The following is a 19,983-nucleotide window of genomic DNA, read 5'->3' on the forward strand; positions in this document are numbered from 1 at the left end:
TGTGATACTCTTTTCTACTAGGCTGAATAGTTACAAAATATAATTATATTTGTCAATTAGGAGGTATTCATATGAAACAAACTAGAAGAGCAAGAATGGTAAATGAGACAAATGTAAATGTTAGTAAGGATTACTATAGTATTGGAAAGTTGACTTCTGATATTACAGGTTTAAGTGAAGATAATTTATCGCATAGTTCGGAATCAAAAAATATTAGAAAGATGATTAATATAGTAGGATTATTCCTAAATAATAGTAAAGAGGATTTAGGAATAATAAAGAATAAGTTACAAATTCCAGTAGAAGAATATCCTAAATATTTAGATTTTTATTCACGTCTGTACAATTCAGAAATTGAAGGGCAGACAGTAAGCAAGTTGATGGAGAAGTCAAATTTAGGTGAAGAAATTGGGGATATTGAAATGATGAAGATAGGGATAATTTTTCAAGAGTTGATTAAAAAAGAATTTAAAAATGATCCGATATATCCAATCATTGATAGATGGATGGAAGATAGATTTAAAAACACGTATTTAGATGAAGCTAACAGAGTATGGAATGACCTTAGTTCATTAATAGAAAAAAATATTGAAAATATTTCACAGATTTATAGTAGTGAAAGAAGGTTACAGGCCCTTAAAAGCTATAAAAAGGCCATTGTGAAGATTAGTGATATATTTATGAAGAATATTGAAAAAGAGTTGAAAGAAAGTCAAATAGCTCGTGATTTTGATGATATGCTTTTATTCCCGAAGGAGAAAAGAAGTATAGATGAAATTGAAGAAATGCGAAAGAGAGTATTAGAATTAGTTGCACCTGGAGATGAACAAAGTGCCGAGAGTATTCATAAATTTTTTAATAATTTAATAAATAACCAATAAAAAAACATGGATTATACCATGTTTTTTTTATTATGTAAAGAAAAAAATATTTATTTAAAGATTCCTCTGCTTAAGTATTGAGCTATTTTACAATAAATATGTAATCTGAAACAGATAGTGATTACAAAATGTTCTATGACAATTAGATGAATTGTGAAAAGTTTCTTAATTCTTATAGGACGTTAAATTTGATTTTATCATCATTATAGGAGGAGTTTACTTATGAGTACAACAGATAATTACGTTAATTGGGATCAAGTTGAAGATGCATTTTATGAAAATTATACACTTGCTGATGGAACATATGAAGGAGTCACTAAATCATATTCCATCTTTATGTCAAAAAAAGATAAGACTCCAATGTTTTCACTTAAAGTATCAGTAGATAGTGAAGGAGGTAACTATGAAGTATCATATGTTACTAAGTTTAATTTTTATAATAAGCATCTAGAGAAGTTACTAGAAGTGTTTAATATTGAGCTTATTTTAGGACAAAGACCTAATCTTGATGAATTATGTAACGTTCCTGTTGAGGTTGAAGTCAAAACCAATGGTGAGTTTAAAAATATAGTTTCAATCAAGAAACTTACAAAAACTTCAAGTAATGATATGTTAGACACAATTCTTGATTCTACAGATTGTGTAGATGTAGAGGATGATTTTTTTCTGTAAAGTTTAGAATTATGAATTATGTTTAGAAGGGTGAGATGAATGTCAATGCAATCAAAACAACAAACCTTAGATCCTTACTTGAATTTGGAGAAAGCCATCAGTTTTCAATCAATTAATGATGACTTTATAGTATTGACCTCTTTTGTAAATTGGTTAAAAGGAGATGAGCTAGCAACCACTGAGTTGCTAGCTCATCCTAATACAGTAAAATTAGCTCTTGCTTGTCATCAATTGACGAATTTGATGACATCTGAAAAAGAATTAATTTTTTCTAAAATTCTTTCACTACATACTCAAATAGATTATCAGGATGCTCAATCTGGATATCAAATGTTAGTGACAAAAGCCGCTGATAAAGTTGGTAATCAATTACTTAATGAGCTTCGGATCTATTACAAAAGTCAAATTAGTCGATTATGTGGTGGCTATAGGTCTCGCTCTGGAAAAGTAAAGATTGATGAGGAGATATTGGGAGATTTTATAAGGTCTATAACGACACTTTTAGTCATGAAACTAGAAAATGGTGATGAATCTTTATATGTTTACAATAAGAAAACGGGTTCATATATTCATGATAATTATGTCATTGGAAGAATCATTAGATGGGCTAGTAAAATGATTTCAGATTTTAAGTGGACAACAACTTTTGAAAAAGAAATGATTGCTTTATTGATGAGAGATTCAGTCGTTATACATGCGAGTGATTTTAACAAAACGCATATTAACTTAATGAATGGTTCATTAAATTTAGAAACATTAGAAGTTGAAAAGTTTTCTTCAAATCATTTATGTACTCAATCTCTAGGGATTTCATATGATCCTCAAGCACTCTGTCCCAAATTTGATAAATTCTTGTCTGAGACCCTTCAAGATGATTCGGAATTAATTCATTTAATTCAAGAAATTGCTGGCTATGTTATTAGTAATGAAACAAAAGCTAATAAAGCTTTTTTCTTGTACGGCCCAGGCGGAACGGGAAAATCAGTCATGGCAGATGTTTTTCAAGCCTTAGTTTCTAAATCTTTAGTTTCTAATGTGTCATTGAAAAACTTAGAAACTCGTTTTGGTATGGAACCATTACTAGATAAGAAATTGAATATTGCGAGTGAAAATGAGGCAGACTTTATTCTTTCAAATGAAAATTTTAAGGCTATCACCTCGGGAGATGCAGTTAATATTGACTTGAAAGGACGAACAGCGATCAATAGGAGATTAAATACTAAGTTGATTTTTGTGACGAATAATCTTCCTACCTTTTCAGATTCTTCATATGCTTTGATACGTCGTTTGGTTATTGTTCCTTTTAACCGCCAATTTTCCATTCAAGAACAAAATAAGCATTTAACGGAAGAATTGTTAGTTGAATTACCAGGAATCTTCAATTGGGCTCTAGAAGGATTAAAACGATTAATCGCTAATGGTTATGTATTTACTGAAAGTAAAAATTCCGAAAAACTTCTTCAAACTTATCAGGATAATATTAACCCGGTAGAGAAATTCTGCAAAGAGTGTATTATTCAAAGTGAGGATAGTCGAATTATGCGTAAAGATTTGATAGAGGCATATGGAAAATGGTTGGATGATAATGCGATAGCGGATCATGGTACAAAATCACCCCAAAAGTTTTGGAAAATATTTTATGCGACAATAAAAAAATTTCAATGGAGTATTTCAGAAACGAGCGTTCGTGGAATGAAACGTATCTATGGTATAAAAGTCCAATAGTGATGAGGGGTAGAAAGGGTGGAGTGTGTTTAGTTGTATGGAATGAATTTGTTTCTATTATACGATGGTGAAGTTTCTTTACCCCCTTCACCACCTTTTTTACCCATGATTTATTAAGGAGAATTTTCATGACTCAAAAGAAAATATATACAAAAGAAGAATTGAAAAAAGGTATGACAAGTGAATTATCAATCGATTTTGAATTATATGTTGATGATTTAGCTAAATGGCTGACGAATTACTTAATCGAGCATCATTTTAGTCGTCATGTAAAAAAAGATGCTAGTATGACTAGTTAATAAATGAAATCAGAATTTAAATTAACTGATGAGAAAAGGAGCAATTAATATGAAAAATACAGAAATTAATGTAACAGTAGAAAACGTGGAAGAAGTAGCAAGTAAGTTAAAAGGTTTAATTGAAAATCATGTTTCTAATGATATGAAGTTAGAAATGTGGATCTGGGAAGTACTTGAGGATATGAAGGATAGATTCTATTCAGAGGGTGATTATTCTCAGAAATTACGTGCTATTGAGTACGTTAATGAACATAAAGAATTGATGTTAAGTATGGTATCAAATAGGCCTACTTATGTACGATTTAGTGCTGAAATCGGGATCAAATCTTTATTAGAATATGGTTCACCATTTGGTCAACAAAATAACTTTGCGAAATCATACGATGTCGCACTTCGTCAACTACAACAAACATTTAGAGGTTATGGGTATGAGTTCTCAGAAGTAATTTTTACAAGTGTTGATGATGGTACAGTTACACTTATTTGGGAAACAAATAAACCCGTTTTATTTAAGGATGTTTTAGATTATCCAAAATCATTAATGACGTTAGCTGATTTATTGGATCAATTAGATATCTTTGGGTTAGAATTTAGTTATTCATATCATTTAATTGGGCCTTTAAGTAATGAAGTTGAAAGCAATTGCTATGTTGGACAAGGATTTAAACAAGGTTACTTTAAAACCTATGACGATTCTGATTGCCATTTAGTGCAGGAATGTCCTTTTGATTTTACAGGTTTTATTCACTATTCTTTAGATGGTAGCTATCACTTATCTTTAGAAGAGGAAATTAATGAAGAATCATTACAGTTAGTTTTACAATCTGGATATCATTTAGAAGGTCATCAATTAAGAAGTGGTTTGAATGGGGTTATCAAATCTGTTGAAACTATCGATTGGTAATTTGATGTGTGATGAGAGATGGGAGATTAAAAAGTATATTAAATGGGAAAATCAAATTCATTGAGTTTATTAGATAATGGATTTTATTTAAAATGCGATAAATGTAATTGGCATTTATCGCATTTATTACAATAATAGTTGCTCCATACAATTTTAGTAAGGGAAGTAATGAATAGCTTTTAAAGCAGATATTATATTATTGATTTATTTAAAAGTTACATGAATCAATGGAGGTTATTAGCAATGATTAGGAAGAGTTCGAAAGTGAGGGCGGTCGCATATTGTCGATTCAGTAGTAGTAATCAACGAGAAGAATCGATTGATGCACAATTAAGAGCCATCTACAAATTTATGGGTGAACATGATTATACACCTGTTGGTGATTATATTGATATGGCATTGACAGGGACAAATACCGATCGACCAAACTTCCAACGAATGATAGAAGATGCTAAGAAAGGTTTATTTGATGTAGTAATCGTTCATAAAATGGATCGTTTCTCTCGTAATGTTCGTGATACGTTAAATATTGAAAGTGAATTAGCTCAATATGGAGTAAAGGTGATTAGTGTTATTGAACAATTTGCAGATACACCTGAAGGACAATTACAACAAATCATCCAATTAGGTGTCGGTCAATATTACAGCCAAAATTTGGCAAGAGAAGTGATGAAAGGACTGAGAGAAAACGCTTACAAGTGTTTGCATAACGGAGGCTTACCACCGTTAGGATATGATGTTGATCCTATAACGAAGCAGTACATCATTAATGAAAAAGAAGCAGAATCTATTCGTATTATCTTTAAAAAGTTCTTAGAAGGATGGAGTTATCGAGAATTAGCAGAATATCTGAATGTATTAGGGTATCGTACTAAAATAGGTAATAAATTTTCTGCTAATTCATCTTTCTATGATATCCTCGTGAATTCAAAATACAAAGGTGAATATGTCTTTGGACGTAGCTTGTCTAAACCTAAACAACCAGGAATGAAACGATCGCATCGTAAAAACAAAGATGAATCAGAAATCATTCGTGTGCCAAATGGATTACCTGCTATTGTAGACGAAGGAACATTTGAACAAGTCCAAAAACTATTAGCTAGTCGTCAACGTTCTAAAGGGGCTTCAAAGGCAAAAGAAGTTTACTTAGTTTCAGGGCTTATAGAGTGTGGTGAATGTGGAAGTCCTTATCATGGAAGTGCACGAATTGGAGGTAGAAATAAACAAAAATACGTTTCTTATCGATGCTCAAAACGTAAGAAAATCGAGAATCCATGTAAGTGTAAAGAGATTAATAGAACGCTATTAGATGAGTTCATTGTCAATCAACTATTTACAACTATTTTGAATCCTCAACATTTAGAACTGTTACATCAGAAGGTGAATGAAAAGCTTAAACAAAAGTTTTCAGAGATGGATCATGATTTACCAAAGTTAGAAAAACAGTTAAAAGAAGTGAATCAAAAAGCATCCAATTTAGTTCAAGCGATTGCAGTTGGAGGATTAGGAAGTATTGATACGATTACTGCTGAATTACAACGATTAGAACAACAAAAGATTGTCTTAACAAATGAGATACAAAATCATCAAGTGAAACAATCAGAAGTTAATCTTACATTAGATCAAATGAAAGAAGTATTAGAAGAAGCTAAGGAGTATGTTTTAAAAAATAATGATGACATGATGAAATATATCTTATCACGATTCATTCATAAAATTATCGTAAACAATGAAGCCATCGAGGTTGAATACAATCTCGGTGGCTTTTTTATTGAATTCAAACAGGTGGTATTGATAGAAATGAAGAGTTATTCAAAGAAAGAGATCTATGCTTATTCACCTTTAAAGGAGGTGAGTTAATAAGGAAGTATTCATGGAATTTTACATGGAAAAACGGATGAGATAATGTTTTGAAGAAACGTTATGATTAAAGAGGTGAGGAGGTGATGGATGGTGTGTCAATCAACAGACTATAATGGAATCTATGCAGATATTTTTGAGATTTTTGGAGATGAGATTACCAGACAATTTCATCATCATTTCAAAGGACATCAAATTTGTTGTCCAATGAGACTACATTCAAAGGAATACATTAGAAAGTATTTAGCTCAATATTATGATGGTAAAAATATTAGAGAGATAGCCACCTATCTTGGGTATTCAGAAAGATGGATTAAACAACTTTTAATAGATGAATTCAAGTAAGTATTTTCATTTATCAATGATTGGAGAGAGAGAAATGATTTATAAAGAAATATGTTCAGAATGTTTAGGATCTGGAACAGTAGCCTGTGATTGTACGGGAGGTTGTGGACCAAGTTTTGCGGATGAAGATTGTTTTGGATGTGGAGGAACAGGAACGCATATATGCCCAGCTTGTGATGGAAGTGGTGAACAAGCAGATGTAGACTATTAGCCCGTCATATGAATTGAAAGGAGGTGATTGATATGAATCCAAAATTGCTTGATGGACTAGGAAAAGTATTGGTGACAGTGGTTACTGTAGCTATCGGTATTGGCTTAGATCATCTGAAAGAAAAGAATAAATAGAAACTAAAAAACCATTATCTCAAATCAGATTTAATCTGAACTCAGATAATGGTTTTTGTTTTGTTCATTTTTCTGTAACAGTTGCGGACGTGGATATTATGGTGGAGATGGGGCGTTCCGGTTAGTATCCACGTCCCAATATTTCAACGTGTTTGTTTGTATTTAGCTTTATTTCTATTAATTAAAATAGTATTAAATTTATTGTATACAAAGTCTAAAAAAACTGGATAGTCAACAGTAAATTGGACAAATTCCTTAAGGTGTTTGATTTTTGTACTCTATTGGGCTGAGATAACCCAAGGTAGAATGAATTCTTTTATAATTGAACCACCAGACAAAAAGAAACCATTCGTTTTGAAATTCATTTCCACGATCCGGTTATTAAGTCTATTGTAATGACTTAACTTAAGTGTGTTCATAAAACTATACTAGAATCAAAGCTAAAAGAAAAAGAGTGATATTTTTATCACTCTTTATAAGAAAATGAAGCTGAAATAACTTCAATATAACCCTCTCTATTTTCCTGTTTAATTAATGGATTTGAGTCAATTAATAGTTCAATACGAGTAACTTTTTCAATGTTTGAGTTTTCTTTTTTATAATTAAACTCTATTTGGTAAATTCCATTTGTTAATTTAGATAAATCATAAGTGTTTGTTGCTGTATTATTATTTTCATCGATAATATTTAACGTAATATTTTCAACAGAACCAATATTACCCAAATCAATATTTAGTGTGTTATATAAATGATTATAATTATAAACATCTGCATAAATATTTTCAAAGTCTGTTAAATTGTCGTACTTTATAAATGATTTTCCATTATTAATAGTGATATTATAGCTTCCTTTTGTTTTAAATGTGTCAATATAGTTAGAGGAGTAATTTAACTCTGTTTCAATTATTTCAGAATCAAGCGGCTCGTTTATAAGCTGTTCATCCGTGACTTCTTCTTCAATTGCGGTATCTGTTTGTTGTTCAAATTTATCTTCAGGAGTTGATTGAGATTCTTTTTTATCATTATTTTTCTCTAATACTTCTTCATTCATATGGGTAATTAATGATTCTTCGTTTTCAGATAATTCAATTAAAGCCATTCCACCAGTTAATATGCTGCCAACAACTGCTATTGTCCAGATTTTTGTATTTAAATCTACTCGTTGATTTCCCATTCAATATCCCCCTTACTATTAATTTTTAAATCATAATCTGATTTAATATCAGTTTCAATATTATAATATGGAGTTAAATTATCAATAAAAGCTGAAGCAAACCGACAAAATGTTTGTAAGCTATCATTGTCAACTTCAATGGTTGCTTTTCCTTTTAATGCATCAGTTACAATTCCTTCATACATATCATAATTTGCATTGGTAGACTCGATGATGACCTTATCATTTTTTAATAAAATGTTATCTGGTTTTTGATAGACTACTAACTTATTGTAGGATACTGAATAAACCCGTGTTTCTATATCATTAATTGTAACCCGATAATCTTTATCTAATATAACTACTTCATTAGTGACTTCATCCTCTCGTTCCTTACCTAATTTGATGGCTAAAACCATAGGAAGTAAATTGTATAGTAACCAAACAATATTAACTATAAATACAGTAGGCGTTACTGTTCCATCTAATAGTTTTAGGGTACCTAAAATCGATGCTAATAGCGTTAAAGTGATTAAAATTAAATGAGGCATAATTTCTTTTAAATAGAATTTATTCTCAGCATTCTTGTCTTTATTTGTTACTTTGAAAACTAAATCGTTAGAAAAAAATAATTGTTTTAAACAACTGTAAGCTAAATACGGGCACATAATCATTTCATAAATATTAGCCCATAACATTGATCTCGTCTTACTGTAAGCTGTTGTAAATACAATATATTGACTAACATAATAAGGAATAAAAAATATAACTAAACTCTCTATAGGTGCATCGATAAAGAATGTACCGGTGATTAAGAATAACATGGGAGCAATGACGAATAATAATTTGATTAATGAAGTATACCAAAAAAATACCCCGTCAAAATAAACAAGCTTTTGTTTCCAATTTAATCCTTTTTGAAATAGAGGGTTTTTGTATTTTAATAATTGTAAATTACCCCGACACCATCTATCTCGTTGTCCTAAGAAATCTCTGAGGTTCGTAGGGTGTAGACCTAAAACTAAACACTCGTTAACATACACCATGTCATAACCAAGTGCTTGAATCATCATACCAACTGCGATATCTTCAGTGATTGAAAAAGTTGGATAACCTCCAATTTCATCAATACATTTGCGCCTGAACATCGCATTTGTACCGACATGAATTGCTGAATTTAAACCTGATCGTCGTGGTTGTACATCACGCATAAAAAAATCTTGTTCTGATGGAATATTTTTTCCGAATGCTTTTTGAAAAATATCTGCATTATAGAATGTTTGTGGTGCTTGAACAAATCCAACTTTTTCATCAAAGAAATAAGGAACTAATTTTAGTAAGAAGTTGGATTTCGGCATCATATCAGCATCAAATACTACCATTAATTCTCCTTTGGCAACCTTTAAACAGTTGTTAATATTACCGGATTTAGAATGTGAGTTATCGTATCTTACAACATAGTGCACATTAAATTTATCACATAATTCTTTAACTTCTTTTCTTTTACCGTCATCACAGAGATAAATTTCTTTTTTACCTTTTTCATACTTTAGCGATAATACTGTAGCTAATGTTTTTCTTAATAATTCAACGGGTTCACCATATGTTGGGATAATAATATCAATTGTTGGAAGGGATGTTCTGGATATATCAAATGTTGTTTTTTGGGGTTCGTTACTAGATACTAAGCAAAAAATTAAGAATTGAATAAATCCTAAGGTTTCTGCAATTAATAATAAAATCCCAAGAGCTGTCGAAATTATGTTGTTAAAAGGAATTGTTGTGAATCGCCATCCGATATAAACAACCGAAGTAATTACGCTAATCAAAATCAATAATTTACTAGTTGTTTTTCTTAGTAAAATAAAAATAATCAACATACTTAAAACAGAAATAAGCATATAGTTCATCATACCTTAACCCTCCTTATTTTATTAAAAAGTACATGACAGTATATTATTTATGGCTTAGATAGATTACAATAAATTAGACAATTTTTGAGGTTGTAAGATAAAGTGTGTAAACTCTTAAAACAGTTACCATAATAAGTTAACTAATTTAAAGGAGTTTATTGTTTATGACAAGAAAAGCTGCAATGAAGCAATTATTTAACCTCATGCAAGATGAATACGAAATTAAGTCTGCTAATGATATCGAAGCTGCCTTATTAAACATGTTTGGAAACTTTATTGAACAGGCATTAGAAGCTGAATTAGATCAACATTTAGGATATAGCCGATATGATTTTCGTAATAAATCAACTTCAAATACACGAAATGGACGTCAATCTAAAACCATTCAAACGCGTCTTGGTGAAACAATGATTCAGGCTCCCAGAGATCGGGAAGGTTCATTTGAACCCCAAATCGTCCCTAAACGTCAAACAAATGTCATCGGAATTGAAGAAAAGATTCTATCGCTTTATGCTAAAGGATTATCAACACGTGATATTTCTAAAACGTTAGAAGAGATTTATGGCTTTGAAACGTCACATGAAACAATCTCTGCTGTAACTGATAAAGTGATTCCACTTATTAAAGAATGGCAACAAAGACCCCTTGAAGCTGTTTATCCTATCGTTTACTTAGATGCACTTCATGTTAAAGTGCGAGATGGAATGAGTGCTTCAACTAAAGCTGTTTATTGTATCATAGGAGTATCATTGGATGGCCGTAAAGATGTTTTAAGTCTCTCTATCGGAGAAGCCGAAAGTGCTTCTTATTGGATGAGTTTATTAGATGAATTAAAGGCTCGTGGAGTGCAAGATATTTGTATTGCCTGTGTTGATGGTTTAAGTGGCTTTGAACAGGCCATTCAAGCTGTTTTTCCTCATGCCCTCGTTCAACGTTGTTTAGTTCATTTAATCCGACAATCAACAAAATTTGTTTCTTATCAAGATAGAAAATCATTCTGTTATGATTTAAAACAAATCTATCAAGCGGTTAACCGATCGGCAGCAGAACAAGCCTTTGAAATCTTTAAGAATAAATGGAGTCCCATAGTGCCTTTAGCCGTTAGGGTTTGGGAAAATAACATCGAAGAGGTTTATCAACTGTTTCAGTTCCCTAAAGAAATTCGAAAAATGATTTATACGACGAACGCCATTGAAAGCTACAATAGCCAATTAAGAAAAGTGCTAAAGGGAAAAGGAACTTTTCCAAATGAAACATCTGTTATGAAATTAATCTATCTTCAAACCATGGAAGTTACTAAGAAGTGGCGACGTCAACTTTCAAATTGGAGTCAAATTTTAAATCAACTATTAATCTTATATCCAGATCGTTTAACACCTTATCTATAATTTTAAAAATTAGTTTACACACTTAACTTGACAAGGTCTTAGAAAATATGTATAAAAATTATATTTTAATTACTATAGGGAATTTTAATGAAAGGCTCTGTTAGATGAACATGTTGAAATAAGTAATCTATCGACTTGAAGTTAATAGAGTACTTAAAAAGGTTGTTTAGTTTTGTGTGGGCAATCCAAGTCAGTCCTTATCAGCAAAATTGTCTAATAGCGCTTAATGAAAAGAAGTGATACATTATTTATCATAAGAATTTTTTTGAATTTATATGGAATAATAAAATCATCTAATTATTTAAATTTAGCACTATAAAATTACCTATAAAAAGATAGATGACCTAGTGAAACATTTGTATAGCTTATTTTACTTACAAGAACATTTTGTTACATTTTCAACTGTAAAAAAATTCTATCTAAAGTAGTATAAATGCATCTAAGAAGTAGTAAAAAGAGTAATTTTTTATCAATAGAGATGACTATTGTCATAACGAAGGTGTCTTTGTCACAATATGAGAGGTGTGAATTTTTTATAAAAACAGCTATAGTATATTGCGTTATATAATATCCCTTGTATAATAAATGTTATATAATAGATATTATATTATTAAGAGGAGAAAAGAATGCCACCAAAAGCAAGAATTAGTAAAGAACAAATTATAGATAAAGCGGTTGATTTGATTAGAAAGGAGAAAACATTAACAGCCTCTACATTGAGTAAAGAGCTTAAATGTTCAACACAACCTATATTTTGGTATTTCAATAATATGGAAGAAGTTAAGAGTGAAACTTTAAAGCAAGCGCATAAAAATTTTAGCGATTTTTTGCGTGTACCAATTGAAGGTATTTCATCATATAAATCTACTGGAATTAGGTATATTCAGTTTGCACGTAATGAAAAGGGATTATTTAAGCTCCTTTTTATGAGTGAACGTTCAAAAGATGAAAATATTTTTGTAGATGATTCGAACATACATTTTTTAACTAACCTAATATGTAAAACAGAGTTTGTAGACAAATCTAAAGCCGATGAAATATATAAGATTATGTGGTTATTTTGTCATGGGATTGCAACTATGATTGCAACAAAAACTGTAGAAATAAATGATTCTGAAGTAGAGTATATGCTTGAAACTGTGTGTAAAGGTATTATAGGAGGAAATAGAAATGAAACTATTATTAAGCGATAAACATGTGCATATTAACTTTATAGAAAGTGATGAAAATAAGTATATTAACCTCTCTAATCTTAAAATTTCCAACTGTGTGGGGTGCTTTGGCTGTTGGACTAGAACACCAGGTAAGTGTGTTATTCGTGATGATGCAGTGAAGGTTTATCCTATTATTGCGAAGAGTGATGAGATTATTTATGTAAGTAAAATAAAATATGGTTGCTATGACACAGTGATGAAAACTATGCTTGAGCGTGCTATTCCAATTCAACAAGCTTTTATTCGCCTTTTAGATGGAGAAGCACATCATGTGCAACGTGATGTTGCTATGAAAAATGCAGTTATTATTGCATACGGCAATATAGAGCAGGGAGAACAAGAAATATTTAAACGTTTAATAGAGCGCAATGCTCACAATATGAATTTTAAGAGTTTCAAGATTCTTTTTGTAGATGAAGAAAATTTGGAAAAAGTAGTGATGGAGGAGGTTGAAAAATGGGAAAAGTAATTATTATAAACGGTAGTCCTAGGGCGACAAAATCAAATTCTAAACGTTATGGAGATATTTTTAGATGTTTTTATAAAGGCGATACAGATACTTTTAATATTACGAAGAATAATCATAACGATATTTGTAGCAAAATAGAAGAATATAGCGATATTTTATTTATTTTTCCATTATATGCAGATGGGATTCCTGTGACATTACTTAATTTTTTAAAGTTTTTGGAACAGAATCCTCCTAAAAATAAACCTAATATAAATATAATGATAAATTGTGGTTTTATAGAGCCTTCACAAAATGAAGTTTGTATTGATATGATTAGATTATTTTGTAAACAAAATAGATATACTTTTGGATCGGTATTATCAATAGGTAGTGGGGAAGCAATTTTAGATACACCATTTAGATTTCTTGTTAGATGGAAAATAAAAAGGTTATCAAAATCTATTTATAATAATAGATTTGAAAGTTTAAATATTACTATGCCAATATCAAAGAAGTTGTTTATTAAGGCATCTACAAATTATTGGGTTGATTATGGAAAGCGAAATGGTATTACAAAATCGGAGATGGAAACCATGAAGATAGAGTAGCGGTGATTATTATTATAACTGGATTCTAAATGAAACGAATGGAGCGGTTACAGTAGTACGTGGATAGCCGACACTAGCAAAATTATCATATTGAATAATCTTCTAGTGTCGTATTAATCATTGGTTGAGCGACTGTTACTGGGAACAAGTGTCTATGTGAATGGAAAGTCAACTGTAGTAACTAAAATTAATCAGGCATATACTGTATACGAATCTAAGATTAATTCTTATAGGCTAAGCGGAGCTGGGACTAGTATCGTTATTTTACCATTCTAACTGTTTATAACGATATGGTATATCTATGGGAGTAGTTAATCAATGAATACAGCTCTACGATCTCAATGATTTCCTTTCATTAGACATTGTATTTGGTGTTGAATTCCTGTTTAATATGTTGATAACAATTCGTTTATAATATCATTATCTATCTCTTTATTTTTTTATTGACTACGAATATCTAAAATAGAGCATGAATAAATCTATATTCTGATATGTAACGAAAAAAAGTTTTATTGGAATGGCAACACTAAACTAAACAACTTTTTAAGGGGGGGGCACGATGCTCAACCAGAGATAAGTATCCTATTGAAGAATGGATTTTATGGTTATGATACTAGTTAACGTAGTCTGCAATTTCATAGCCTAATTGTTCTTGTGTTTGAAATACATGTTGATTGACAATTCACTTAAAGCGTTAGAAAATTCAAATTTTGATTATTTAGAGGTATAACAAAAAACAACAGATGGAGAGAATATGATGAACTATTACTCACTATCTGTTGTTTAAATTTTTGTCAGGGTTTATTTAAAATGTCTCACAAACTAAGTCACTGATTTCTTTTTGAAATTCGTTATTCCCATACCATTCTAATTGATTGTAAAGGTACATTACATCTGTGGTACAATTAATCAGTAAATAAAGCTCTGTGATTTCCAGTACTTCTCCTGAGGAGACGTTGTGTTTAACTGCTAATTTTTGTAGCGGGAGTCGGTGTGTTTCTAGCCATTTGTTAATAACATCGTTATTCATAATTTTATCTCTCCATTTTCTTTACTTGCCACCATCTTGCCACTAATATATAAAACAGAGTATGATTAAGCTTATATTCCGATATGTAATGAAAAAAATAAGTTTTACTTATGGATATCGTAATATCAAAGGTTTAGAATGATTTTTTATAAACTTTCATAGGTTTATTTTATTTTCATAGTTAGATTTAACAAGTTGGTTACAAAGTACTGTAGTGACAGAGAATTGAAGAGTCTAGATTTCTGGTGGGTATATAAACCTTCTTGTACTTATGAATTTGAAGAGTATGTGGTGTATCGAATAGAGGCTCAACATAAAAAGTATGTCAAGTTAGAACAACATCAATTTAAAATGGATACTGAAAAAGGTATACATGAATTCGTAATTGTAGAACTTACGAGTGATGCAGTTGTAAGAATGATACAAGAAGAAGGGTATGAATTAACAGAAATCGATATTGAAGAAATTAAACTTGGGCTAGATAATAGTTATTGTGAAATGTGTTACTATATGATTGAATATTATTTCAATAGTGGTGATTACTTAGATTTAGATAATGGGTATTATCATGGTGAAACTTTGTGGTTAAATGATGTTTGGATTAATCATCAGTATATTGAAACTAAATGGAATATATTTACTGATAAAAAAGAAGCTATTAATTGGATTTATGAGAATTATCTCGAAGATGAATGGGTAGTAGAGGAAATCATATCTTAAAGAATATATATTATCTTAATATTGTTAGTATTAGAAAAAAATAAAAAAACCATTATCTCAAATCAGATTTAATCTGAACTCAGATAATGGTTTTTATTTGGATTAATTTTCCTGTAACAGTTGTGGACGTGGATATTATGGTGGAGATGGGGGGAGTCGAACCCCCGTCCTAAAACACCGACCACTTAACTTTCTACAAGTTTAGTCTCCTATTAAATTTAACGGGTGACTGGTTAGGCGACACACCTGTCAGACCGCGAGTTTGATCATCTCTTCTAGGCTATTCAAACGGCACAGACTAGCGTATCCCACTACAGTGAGCCTAGTCATTCAACATGGGCGATTGAATGGTAGGCAGCTACGTTATATTAAGCAGCTAATTGTAAGTTTGTTTTTCCGGTTATTAAAACCTCGACCTTTTAACGTGGGTTAACACGACTTGCTTATTAAGCTCAAATGCCCCAGTCGAATCCGTAACATCCCCAGGTTAATTTGATTACATAAAACATTATACTTTATTTTATCTGATTTGACAAGTTCTCATAACTGTCAATCCAAGTCAACACTCCCAATAGTATGTGAATTTAAACAATTCTTATGTTTCAAATTACTAAAAAAAGTGAAAACGTGTTTAATATCTCAGATTTGGTTCATAATAAAAACGTGATTTCTGTTAAACAGTCCAAACTGAGGTGAATTATGCTAAATATTATAACGAACATACTATTAACGGTGATGTCTATCTTGTCATCATCAAACGTATTAGTTACTAATCTCGAGCAAAACCAAATTGAATCACAACAATTAATGAATGTATTAATTTCTACCGAGGAAAATGAAACACAAATTAGTTTTTTAAATAAAGAATCTAATGATGATACACCATCAAATCAAAAACAGGAGTCACAAGAACTTCACAAAGTGAACTCATCTTCTGAAGTAAGTGATATTCCTAGAATAGAGGAAGATGAAGCAAAGAAAAAGGTAGCTTTAGCTAACCTACAGGCAGCTTTAAGTGAAAGTCAAAATGAAGACTTAGAAGAGAACCCACAACAAGAAGTTTCAAATCAAGCATTCAAGCTTAGTAGTTCAGGTGATGAAATTGTAAAAGTGATACCACTATCAACGATCTCAAATTCTGATAGTAAAGTAGATGAAACGGAGACTGTTTTTAAAGATTATCGTCAGACATTTTATAGTGTAACAGGTGGTGAGGTTAAAGTCGGGTATGGTCTTACTTATCAAGATGATAGCGTTAAGGTGATTGATAACGTGATGCACTATTATGATGCTCAATATGAATGGCTTCCTATTGTTGCGATAAACATTGATGAAGTATTAGAAGTGGGACTAAATGAACGTGGCATTCCTAATTACTATGGAACAGTTTTAGAAATTACTTATCCAGAAGGAGATACACAAAAAGCTATTGTTTTAGATGCATGTGGTGCTTGTAGTTGGGACAACCGTATTGATTTATGGGTGTATGATCATGATTATCAGCATGATATTAAAGGAATTGAATATCGTATCGTTAGGGAAGGATTTAAAGATGATAAAGAACAATCATGATATTGAGTCACTACAAGTAATGCTTATTAAAATGATAGAAGATCGTATGTTAAGTGAAGATGATTATAATTTAATAACGAAATACTTAGATAAGTTAAAAAATGATTTAAATAAAAAGTAGGTTTCGCTCGACCTACTTTTTTGTATTTTCTAACAACGTTTGACTATGACTTAAAAGAAAATCTTTAAATGCTGTAATGGATGGGGTGACATATTGGTTTCGAACTGATGCCAGATAAATGTAACGTTCATGTTTAGGGTTTGTAATCGGTAAAATCTTGACGTTGAATTGTTCTAAAAATGGAATTCGAGGAATAATTGCAATACCATAATTCACAGAGACTAAACCTGCTACTGCAGTATCTTCTTCAACTTCACAACGAATGGTTGGATGGATATTTGCTGCATTAAACAAAGAATCAATGATCTTACGGACTCCGCTTTCTTTATTGAAGGAGATAAATGGATAATCAATGGTCTCGTTTAAATCAATCGTTTCTTTTTGTGCTAAAGGATGCTGAGGCGGTACAATCATCACCAATTCTTGCTGAGTAATTGGAATAAATTCGATGTCTGGTTCATTTTCAACATAGGAGCAGAGAGCTAAGTCGTATTTTTCGGATTTTAAATCTTGAATCAGTTGTTTTGTGTTACCTTGCCCAAATGAGAAGCGAATATTTTGATGAGTCTCATGCTTTGAAAATTCCGTGATAAGATGAGGAATAAAGCTCGCACCTAACGTATAAATGAACCCCAACTCAATTGAACCATTTGTTTGATTAGTTAATTCACGTAATTTTTTTTCGCCTAACGCCAATTCATCTAAGGCATTTTCGACGTAAGTTAGGAAAAAACGTCCGTGTTTTGTTAAACGAATATTTCGTCCGTGTTTTTCAAAAAGAGATGTTCCAAGATCTTTTTCAAGTGAAGCAATGGCATGACTTAAACTCGGTTGAGTAATAGAGAGTTGTTCAGCAGCTTGTGTATAATGTTCTAACTTAGCTAAAACTCGAAAGTATTGAAGATGGTTTAAGTTCATATTGGGTCACCTGCCACTATTAAAAGTTTTATTATTTGATAATAGTATATCACACCTATAGATAAAATGAATGAATTTAATAATAGGAAGCGATTAGCAATCATTAAAATAAGAATTGATGATTATTGATTTAATGTGTCTTTCAATACCCTAAAAATTTTAACGTCTATTGGATGACAGTAACCTTGATTAGTTTTAAAGACATTGAAAAAATTTATCAGTAAATAAATCAGTTCCCATTTCTAGGCTCTTTCATATTTTATAGTAAAGAGATCGGAGGGGATGGTGTTGTGATTAGAAAAGAAATTGGTTATTTAAAGTTAACAACTGTGCTTATTCAGTTGCTTATTATTTTAATGTTAGCACCTGTGACTAAAAATTTTGTTGACCAACTATTTGGGGGACTTCTGATTAACGAACTAACGTTATTCATTCTATTTTTATTACATGGCTACACTTATCGAGAATGTAGCCGAAGTCGTATGTTAAAAAGTGGACACCTATTCGGAATCACAGCTGTCATGTTCCAAGTTAGTATCCCACTATATGTCTTATCAACACTCATACTTGGGGTTGAAACCTATCTACTACTAGCTAACCGTTGGCCCTTCAAAGGAAACTCAGTTAACCAAATCAAAAAAATTAAACATAAATAAAAAGAGCAAACAGCAATGTTTGCTCCTTTTTGTTGCCTTTTGCTTTTAAATGAAGTTATTATTCTGATAAAGAATGCCTAAATGCAATTTCAACGATATTATTAAATTGATCATAAAAGGTTATATTAAGGTTAGGAGCTGAAAGAGTATAAATATCTAATATTGGTGGATTAATAACTAAGTCAGGATATCCTACAGCAAATAATCCAGAATTTAATTCACTACTATAAGTAGTATCTTTATAGGTAATATCAACTCTAGTTGCATCCTTATTCCATCCAACAATCAAAATGCCATACATAATATCACTTTGGGGTTTATAAGGTTCATTTAATGTATATACTCCATATACAGGTTCACTTGTTAATGGTAATTTGGCAGAGAAAAGTTGACTCAGTCTATTAAAGTTGGTTTTATAGTAAACATTAATGTTAATATGAGATATTTTTTCTTCTAATGTAATTTCAAATGATTCAATATTTATCACATTACTATTATCTAATATAGAGAGAGGTTGAGTTTGGATAAACAGTACGAAATATACACTACAAATATAACTAATAATTAATAAACTTGTTGTTTTCCAACTTACCATTACAGGAGTTATGTTTGTTTTTTCTATTTGTTCTATTAATTGACTTTTATTGATAAAATTTAATATTTTCGATAAAATATAAAAACATAATCCACCGATTAAGATACCGATAACGTTAAATATGATATCGTTAATATCGAAATAATCAGTGGTTTTGAATAATTGTAATAATTCAATGATAAATGAGATAATGAATCCATATCTTATAAGTTTTGGAGCTGTTCGGGAACCTGAAAAGAAGAGAGAAATAAAGAATCCGAAGGGAATAGCGATTATAATTGACTTTAATCCTTGATTCAGACCATAATCAAGGGTGAATAAAGGAATTAAGTTTATTTGTTTAATAGTACTACTTAGGCTAAGTGTAAATTGTGTATCTGCTAATAGATTTAATTTAATAAATACTATAAGATATATGAGAAATAAAAAGATGAAAATTTCTCCAATATTTAATTTGCACTTTCTCTTTTTAATACGATAAATCTGGCATAAGATGAGGATAGCGATTAATATGCCTAAAATGAAGTATTCCATATTTACCACCTTTTCTATTTTAAATAAATTATATCAATAATTTGTATAAAATGGTATAATTTTGGTGATGATCTTAGAA

At 30.7% G+C, this 19,983-nt stretch carries 21 protein-coding genes, 1 other RNA gene and 1 pseudogene; 16 read left to right on the plus strand and 7 right to left on the minus strand.

The window, feature by feature from the left end:
• The first annotated feature begins 71 nt into the window (after nucleotides 1–71).
• The 8 genes from J0J69_RS11545 (at nucleotide 72) to J0J69_RS11580 (ending at nucleotide 6,897) form a co-directional block, all read left to right on the plus strand.
• Nucleotides 72–881, plus strand: a complete 810-nt coding sequence (locus J0J69_RS11545; RefSeq protein ID WP_212726157.1) for a hypothetical protein — start codon at nucleotides 72–74, stop codon at nucleotides 879–881.
• 222 nt (nucleotides 882–1,103) lie between these two features.
• Nucleotides 1,104–1,553: a hypothetical protein gene (locus J0J69_RS11550; RefSeq protein ID WP_212726158.1), complete on the plus strand. Its 450-nt coding sequence runs from the start codon at nucleotides 1,104–1,106 to the stop codon at nucleotides 1,551–1,553.
• A gap of 39 nt (nucleotides 1,554–1,592) precedes the next feature.
• The gene (locus J0J69_RS11555; protein ID WP_256637877.1) at nucleotides 1,593–3,278 is read left to right on the plus strand and encodes a DNA primase family protein; all 1,686 of its coding nucleotides are present in this window, start codon (nucleotides 1,593–1,595) and stop codon (nucleotides 3,276–3,278) included.
• Between the two features lie 128 nt (nucleotides 3,279–3,406).
• Complete coding sequence (locus J0J69_RS11560; RefSeq protein WP_195454982.1) at nucleotides 3,407–3,577, plus strand: hypothetical protein; 171 nt, start codon at nucleotides 3,407–3,409, stop codon at nucleotides 3,575–3,577.
• Between the two features lie 49 nt (nucleotides 3,578–3,626).
• Nucleotides 3,627–4,481, plus strand: coding sequence for a hypothetical protein (locus J0J69_RS11565; RefSeq protein WP_212726160.1), 855 nt, complete (start codon nucleotides 3,627–3,629; stop codon nucleotides 4,479–4,481).
• A 243-nt stretch (nucleotides 4,482–4,724) separates the two neighbouring features.
• Nucleotides 4,725–6,341 (plus strand): recombinase family protein, encoded by a 1,617-nt coding sequence (locus J0J69_RS11570; RefSeq protein ID WP_212726161.1) that lies wholly within the window; start codon nucleotides 4,725–4,727, stop codon nucleotides 6,339–6,341.
• Between the two features lie 90 nt (nucleotides 6,342–6,431).
• Nucleotides 6,432–6,686: a Mor transcription activator family protein gene (locus J0J69_RS11575; RefSeq protein WP_212726162.1), complete on the plus strand. Its 255-nt coding sequence runs from the start codon at nucleotides 6,432–6,434 to the stop codon at nucleotides 6,684–6,686.
• A 34-nt stretch (nucleotides 6,687–6,720) separates the two neighbouring features.
• Complete coding sequence (locus J0J69_RS11580) at nucleotides 6,721–6,897, plus strand: hypothetical protein (RefSeq protein ID WP_212726163.1); 177 nt, start codon at nucleotides 6,721–6,723, stop codon at nucleotides 6,895–6,897.
• A gap of 389 nt (nucleotides 6,898–7,286) precedes the next feature.
• Here the strand turns inward: J0J69_RS11580 and J0J69_RS13565 are convergent.
• From J0J69_RS13565 to J0J69_RS11590, 3 genes and pseudogenes are all read right to left on the minus strand, one after another.
• Nucleotides 7,287–7,382: pseudogene (locus tag J0J69_RS13565) on the minus strand (IS3 family transposase); the annotation flags it as partial.
• 115 nt (nucleotides 7,383–7,497) lie between these two features.
• Complete coding sequence (locus J0J69_RS11585) at nucleotides 7,498–8,205, minus strand: hypothetical protein (RefSeq protein ID WP_212726164.1); 708 nt, start codon at nucleotides 8,203–8,205, stop codon at nucleotides 7,498–7,500.
• Nucleotides 8,187–10,097 carry a glycosyltransferase family 2 protein gene (locus J0J69_RS11590; RefSeq protein ID WP_212726165.1) on the minus strand — a complete coding sequence of 637 codons (1,911 nt, stop codon included), beginning with the start codon at nucleotides 10,095–10,097 and terminating at the stop codon, nucleotides 8,187–8,189. Before J0J69_RS11590 ends, J0J69_RS11585 begins: the two co-directional genes overlap by 19 nt.
• A gap of 164 nt (nucleotides 10,098–10,261) precedes the next feature.
• Here J0J69_RS11590 and J0J69_RS11595 point away from each other — a divergent pair, with 164 nt between their 5' ends.
• From J0J69_RS11595 to J0J69_RS11610, 4 genes are all read left to right on the plus strand, one after another.
• Nucleotides 10,262–11,485 carry an IS256 family transposase gene (locus J0J69_RS11595; protein WP_212726166.1) on the plus strand — a complete coding sequence of 408 codons (1,224 nt, stop codon included), beginning with the start codon at nucleotides 10,262–10,264 and terminating at the stop codon, nucleotides 11,483–11,485.
• 626 nt (nucleotides 11,486–12,111) lie between these two features.
• Nucleotides 12,112–12,678: a TetR/AcrR family transcriptional regulator gene (locus J0J69_RS11600; protein ID WP_132942845.1), complete on the plus strand. Its 567-nt coding sequence runs from the start codon at nucleotides 12,112–12,114 to the stop codon at nucleotides 12,676–12,678.
• Nucleotides 12,656–13,168 carry a flavodoxin family protein gene (locus tag J0J69_RS11605; RefSeq protein ID WP_132942844.1) on the plus strand — a complete coding sequence of 171 codons (513 nt, stop codon included), beginning with the start codon at nucleotides 12,656–12,658 and terminating at the stop codon, nucleotides 13,166–13,168. Before J0J69_RS11600 ends, J0J69_RS11605 begins: the two co-directional genes overlap by 23 nt.
• Entirely contained in the window at nucleotides 13,156–13,758 is a 603-nt protein-coding gene (locus J0J69_RS11610) for a hypothetical protein (protein ID WP_132942843.1), read from the plus strand. Before J0J69_RS11605 ends, J0J69_RS11610 begins: the two co-directional genes overlap by 13 nt.
• A gap of 805 nt (nucleotides 13,759–14,563) precedes the next feature.
• Here the strand turns inward: J0J69_RS11610 and J0J69_RS11615 are convergent.
• The gene (locus J0J69_RS11615) at nucleotides 14,564–14,788 is read right to left on the minus strand and encodes a hypothetical protein (RefSeq protein ID WP_155235680.1); all 225 of its coding nucleotides are present in this window, start codon (nucleotides 14,786–14,788) and stop codon (nucleotides 14,564–14,566) included.
• Between the two features lie 225 nt (nucleotides 14,789–15,013).
• Here J0J69_RS11615 and J0J69_RS11620 point away from each other — a divergent pair, with 225 nt between their 5' ends.
• The gene (locus tag J0J69_RS11620; protein WP_132942842.1) at nucleotides 15,014–15,508 is read left to right on the plus strand and encodes a hypothetical protein; all 495 of its coding nucleotides are present in this window, start codon (nucleotides 15,014–15,016) and stop codon (nucleotides 15,506–15,508) included.
• 138 nt (nucleotides 15,509–15,646) lie between these two features.
• Here the strand turns inward: J0J69_RS11620 and ssrA are convergent.
• Nucleotides 15,647–15,992: a transfer-messenger RNA gene (gene ssrA / locus J0J69_RS11625) on the minus strand.
• 215 nt (nucleotides 15,993–16,207) lie between these two features.
• Between ssrA and J0J69_RS11630 the strand changes: the two genes are divergently transcribed.
• The gene (locus J0J69_RS11630; RefSeq protein ID WP_237252767.1) at nucleotides 16,208–17,080 is read left to right on the plus strand and encodes an RlpA-like double-psi beta-barrel domain-containing protein; all 873 of its coding nucleotides are present in this window, start codon (nucleotides 16,208–16,210) and stop codon (nucleotides 17,078–17,080) included.
• Nucleotides 17,061–17,201: a hypothetical protein gene (locus J0J69_RS11635; RefSeq protein ID WP_156343943.1), complete on the plus strand. Its 141-nt coding sequence runs from the start codon at nucleotides 17,061–17,063 to the stop codon at nucleotides 17,199–17,201. The genes J0J69_RS11630 and J0J69_RS11635 overlap by 20 nt, the downstream gene beginning before the upstream one ends.
• A gap of 12 nt (nucleotides 17,202–17,213) precedes the next feature.
• On the opposite strand, the gene J0J69_RS11640 is transcribed toward J0J69_RS11635, so the two are convergent.
• Nucleotides 17,214–18,119: a LysR family transcriptional regulator gene (locus J0J69_RS11640; protein ID WP_055244139.1), complete on the minus strand. Its 906-nt coding sequence runs from the start codon at nucleotides 18,117–18,119 to the stop codon at nucleotides 17,214–17,216.
• Nucleotides 18,120–18,409: 290 nt separating this feature from the next.
• Between J0J69_RS11640 and J0J69_RS11645 the strand changes: the two genes are divergently transcribed.
• The gene (locus tag J0J69_RS11645; protein ID WP_055305769.1) at nucleotides 18,410–18,775 is read left to right on the plus strand and encodes a hypothetical protein; all 366 of its coding nucleotides are present in this window, start codon (nucleotides 18,410–18,412) and stop codon (nucleotides 18,773–18,775) included.
• Nucleotides 18,776–18,833: 58 nt separating this feature from the next.
• Here the strand turns inward: J0J69_RS11645 and J0J69_RS11650 are convergent, their stop codons facing one another.
• A complete protein-coding gene (locus J0J69_RS11650; protein ID WP_212724474.1) occupies nucleotides 18,834–19,904 on the minus strand; it encodes a VanZ family protein in 1,071 nt (356 codons plus the stop codon).
• Nucleotides 19,905–19,983 lie beyond the last annotated feature (79 nt).

The sequence above is a fragment of the Turicibacter bilis genome (assembly GCF_024499055.1).
Classification (GTDB): domain Bacteria; phylum Bacillota_I; class Bacilli_A; order MOL361; family Turicibacteraceae; genus Turicibacter; species Turicibacter bilis.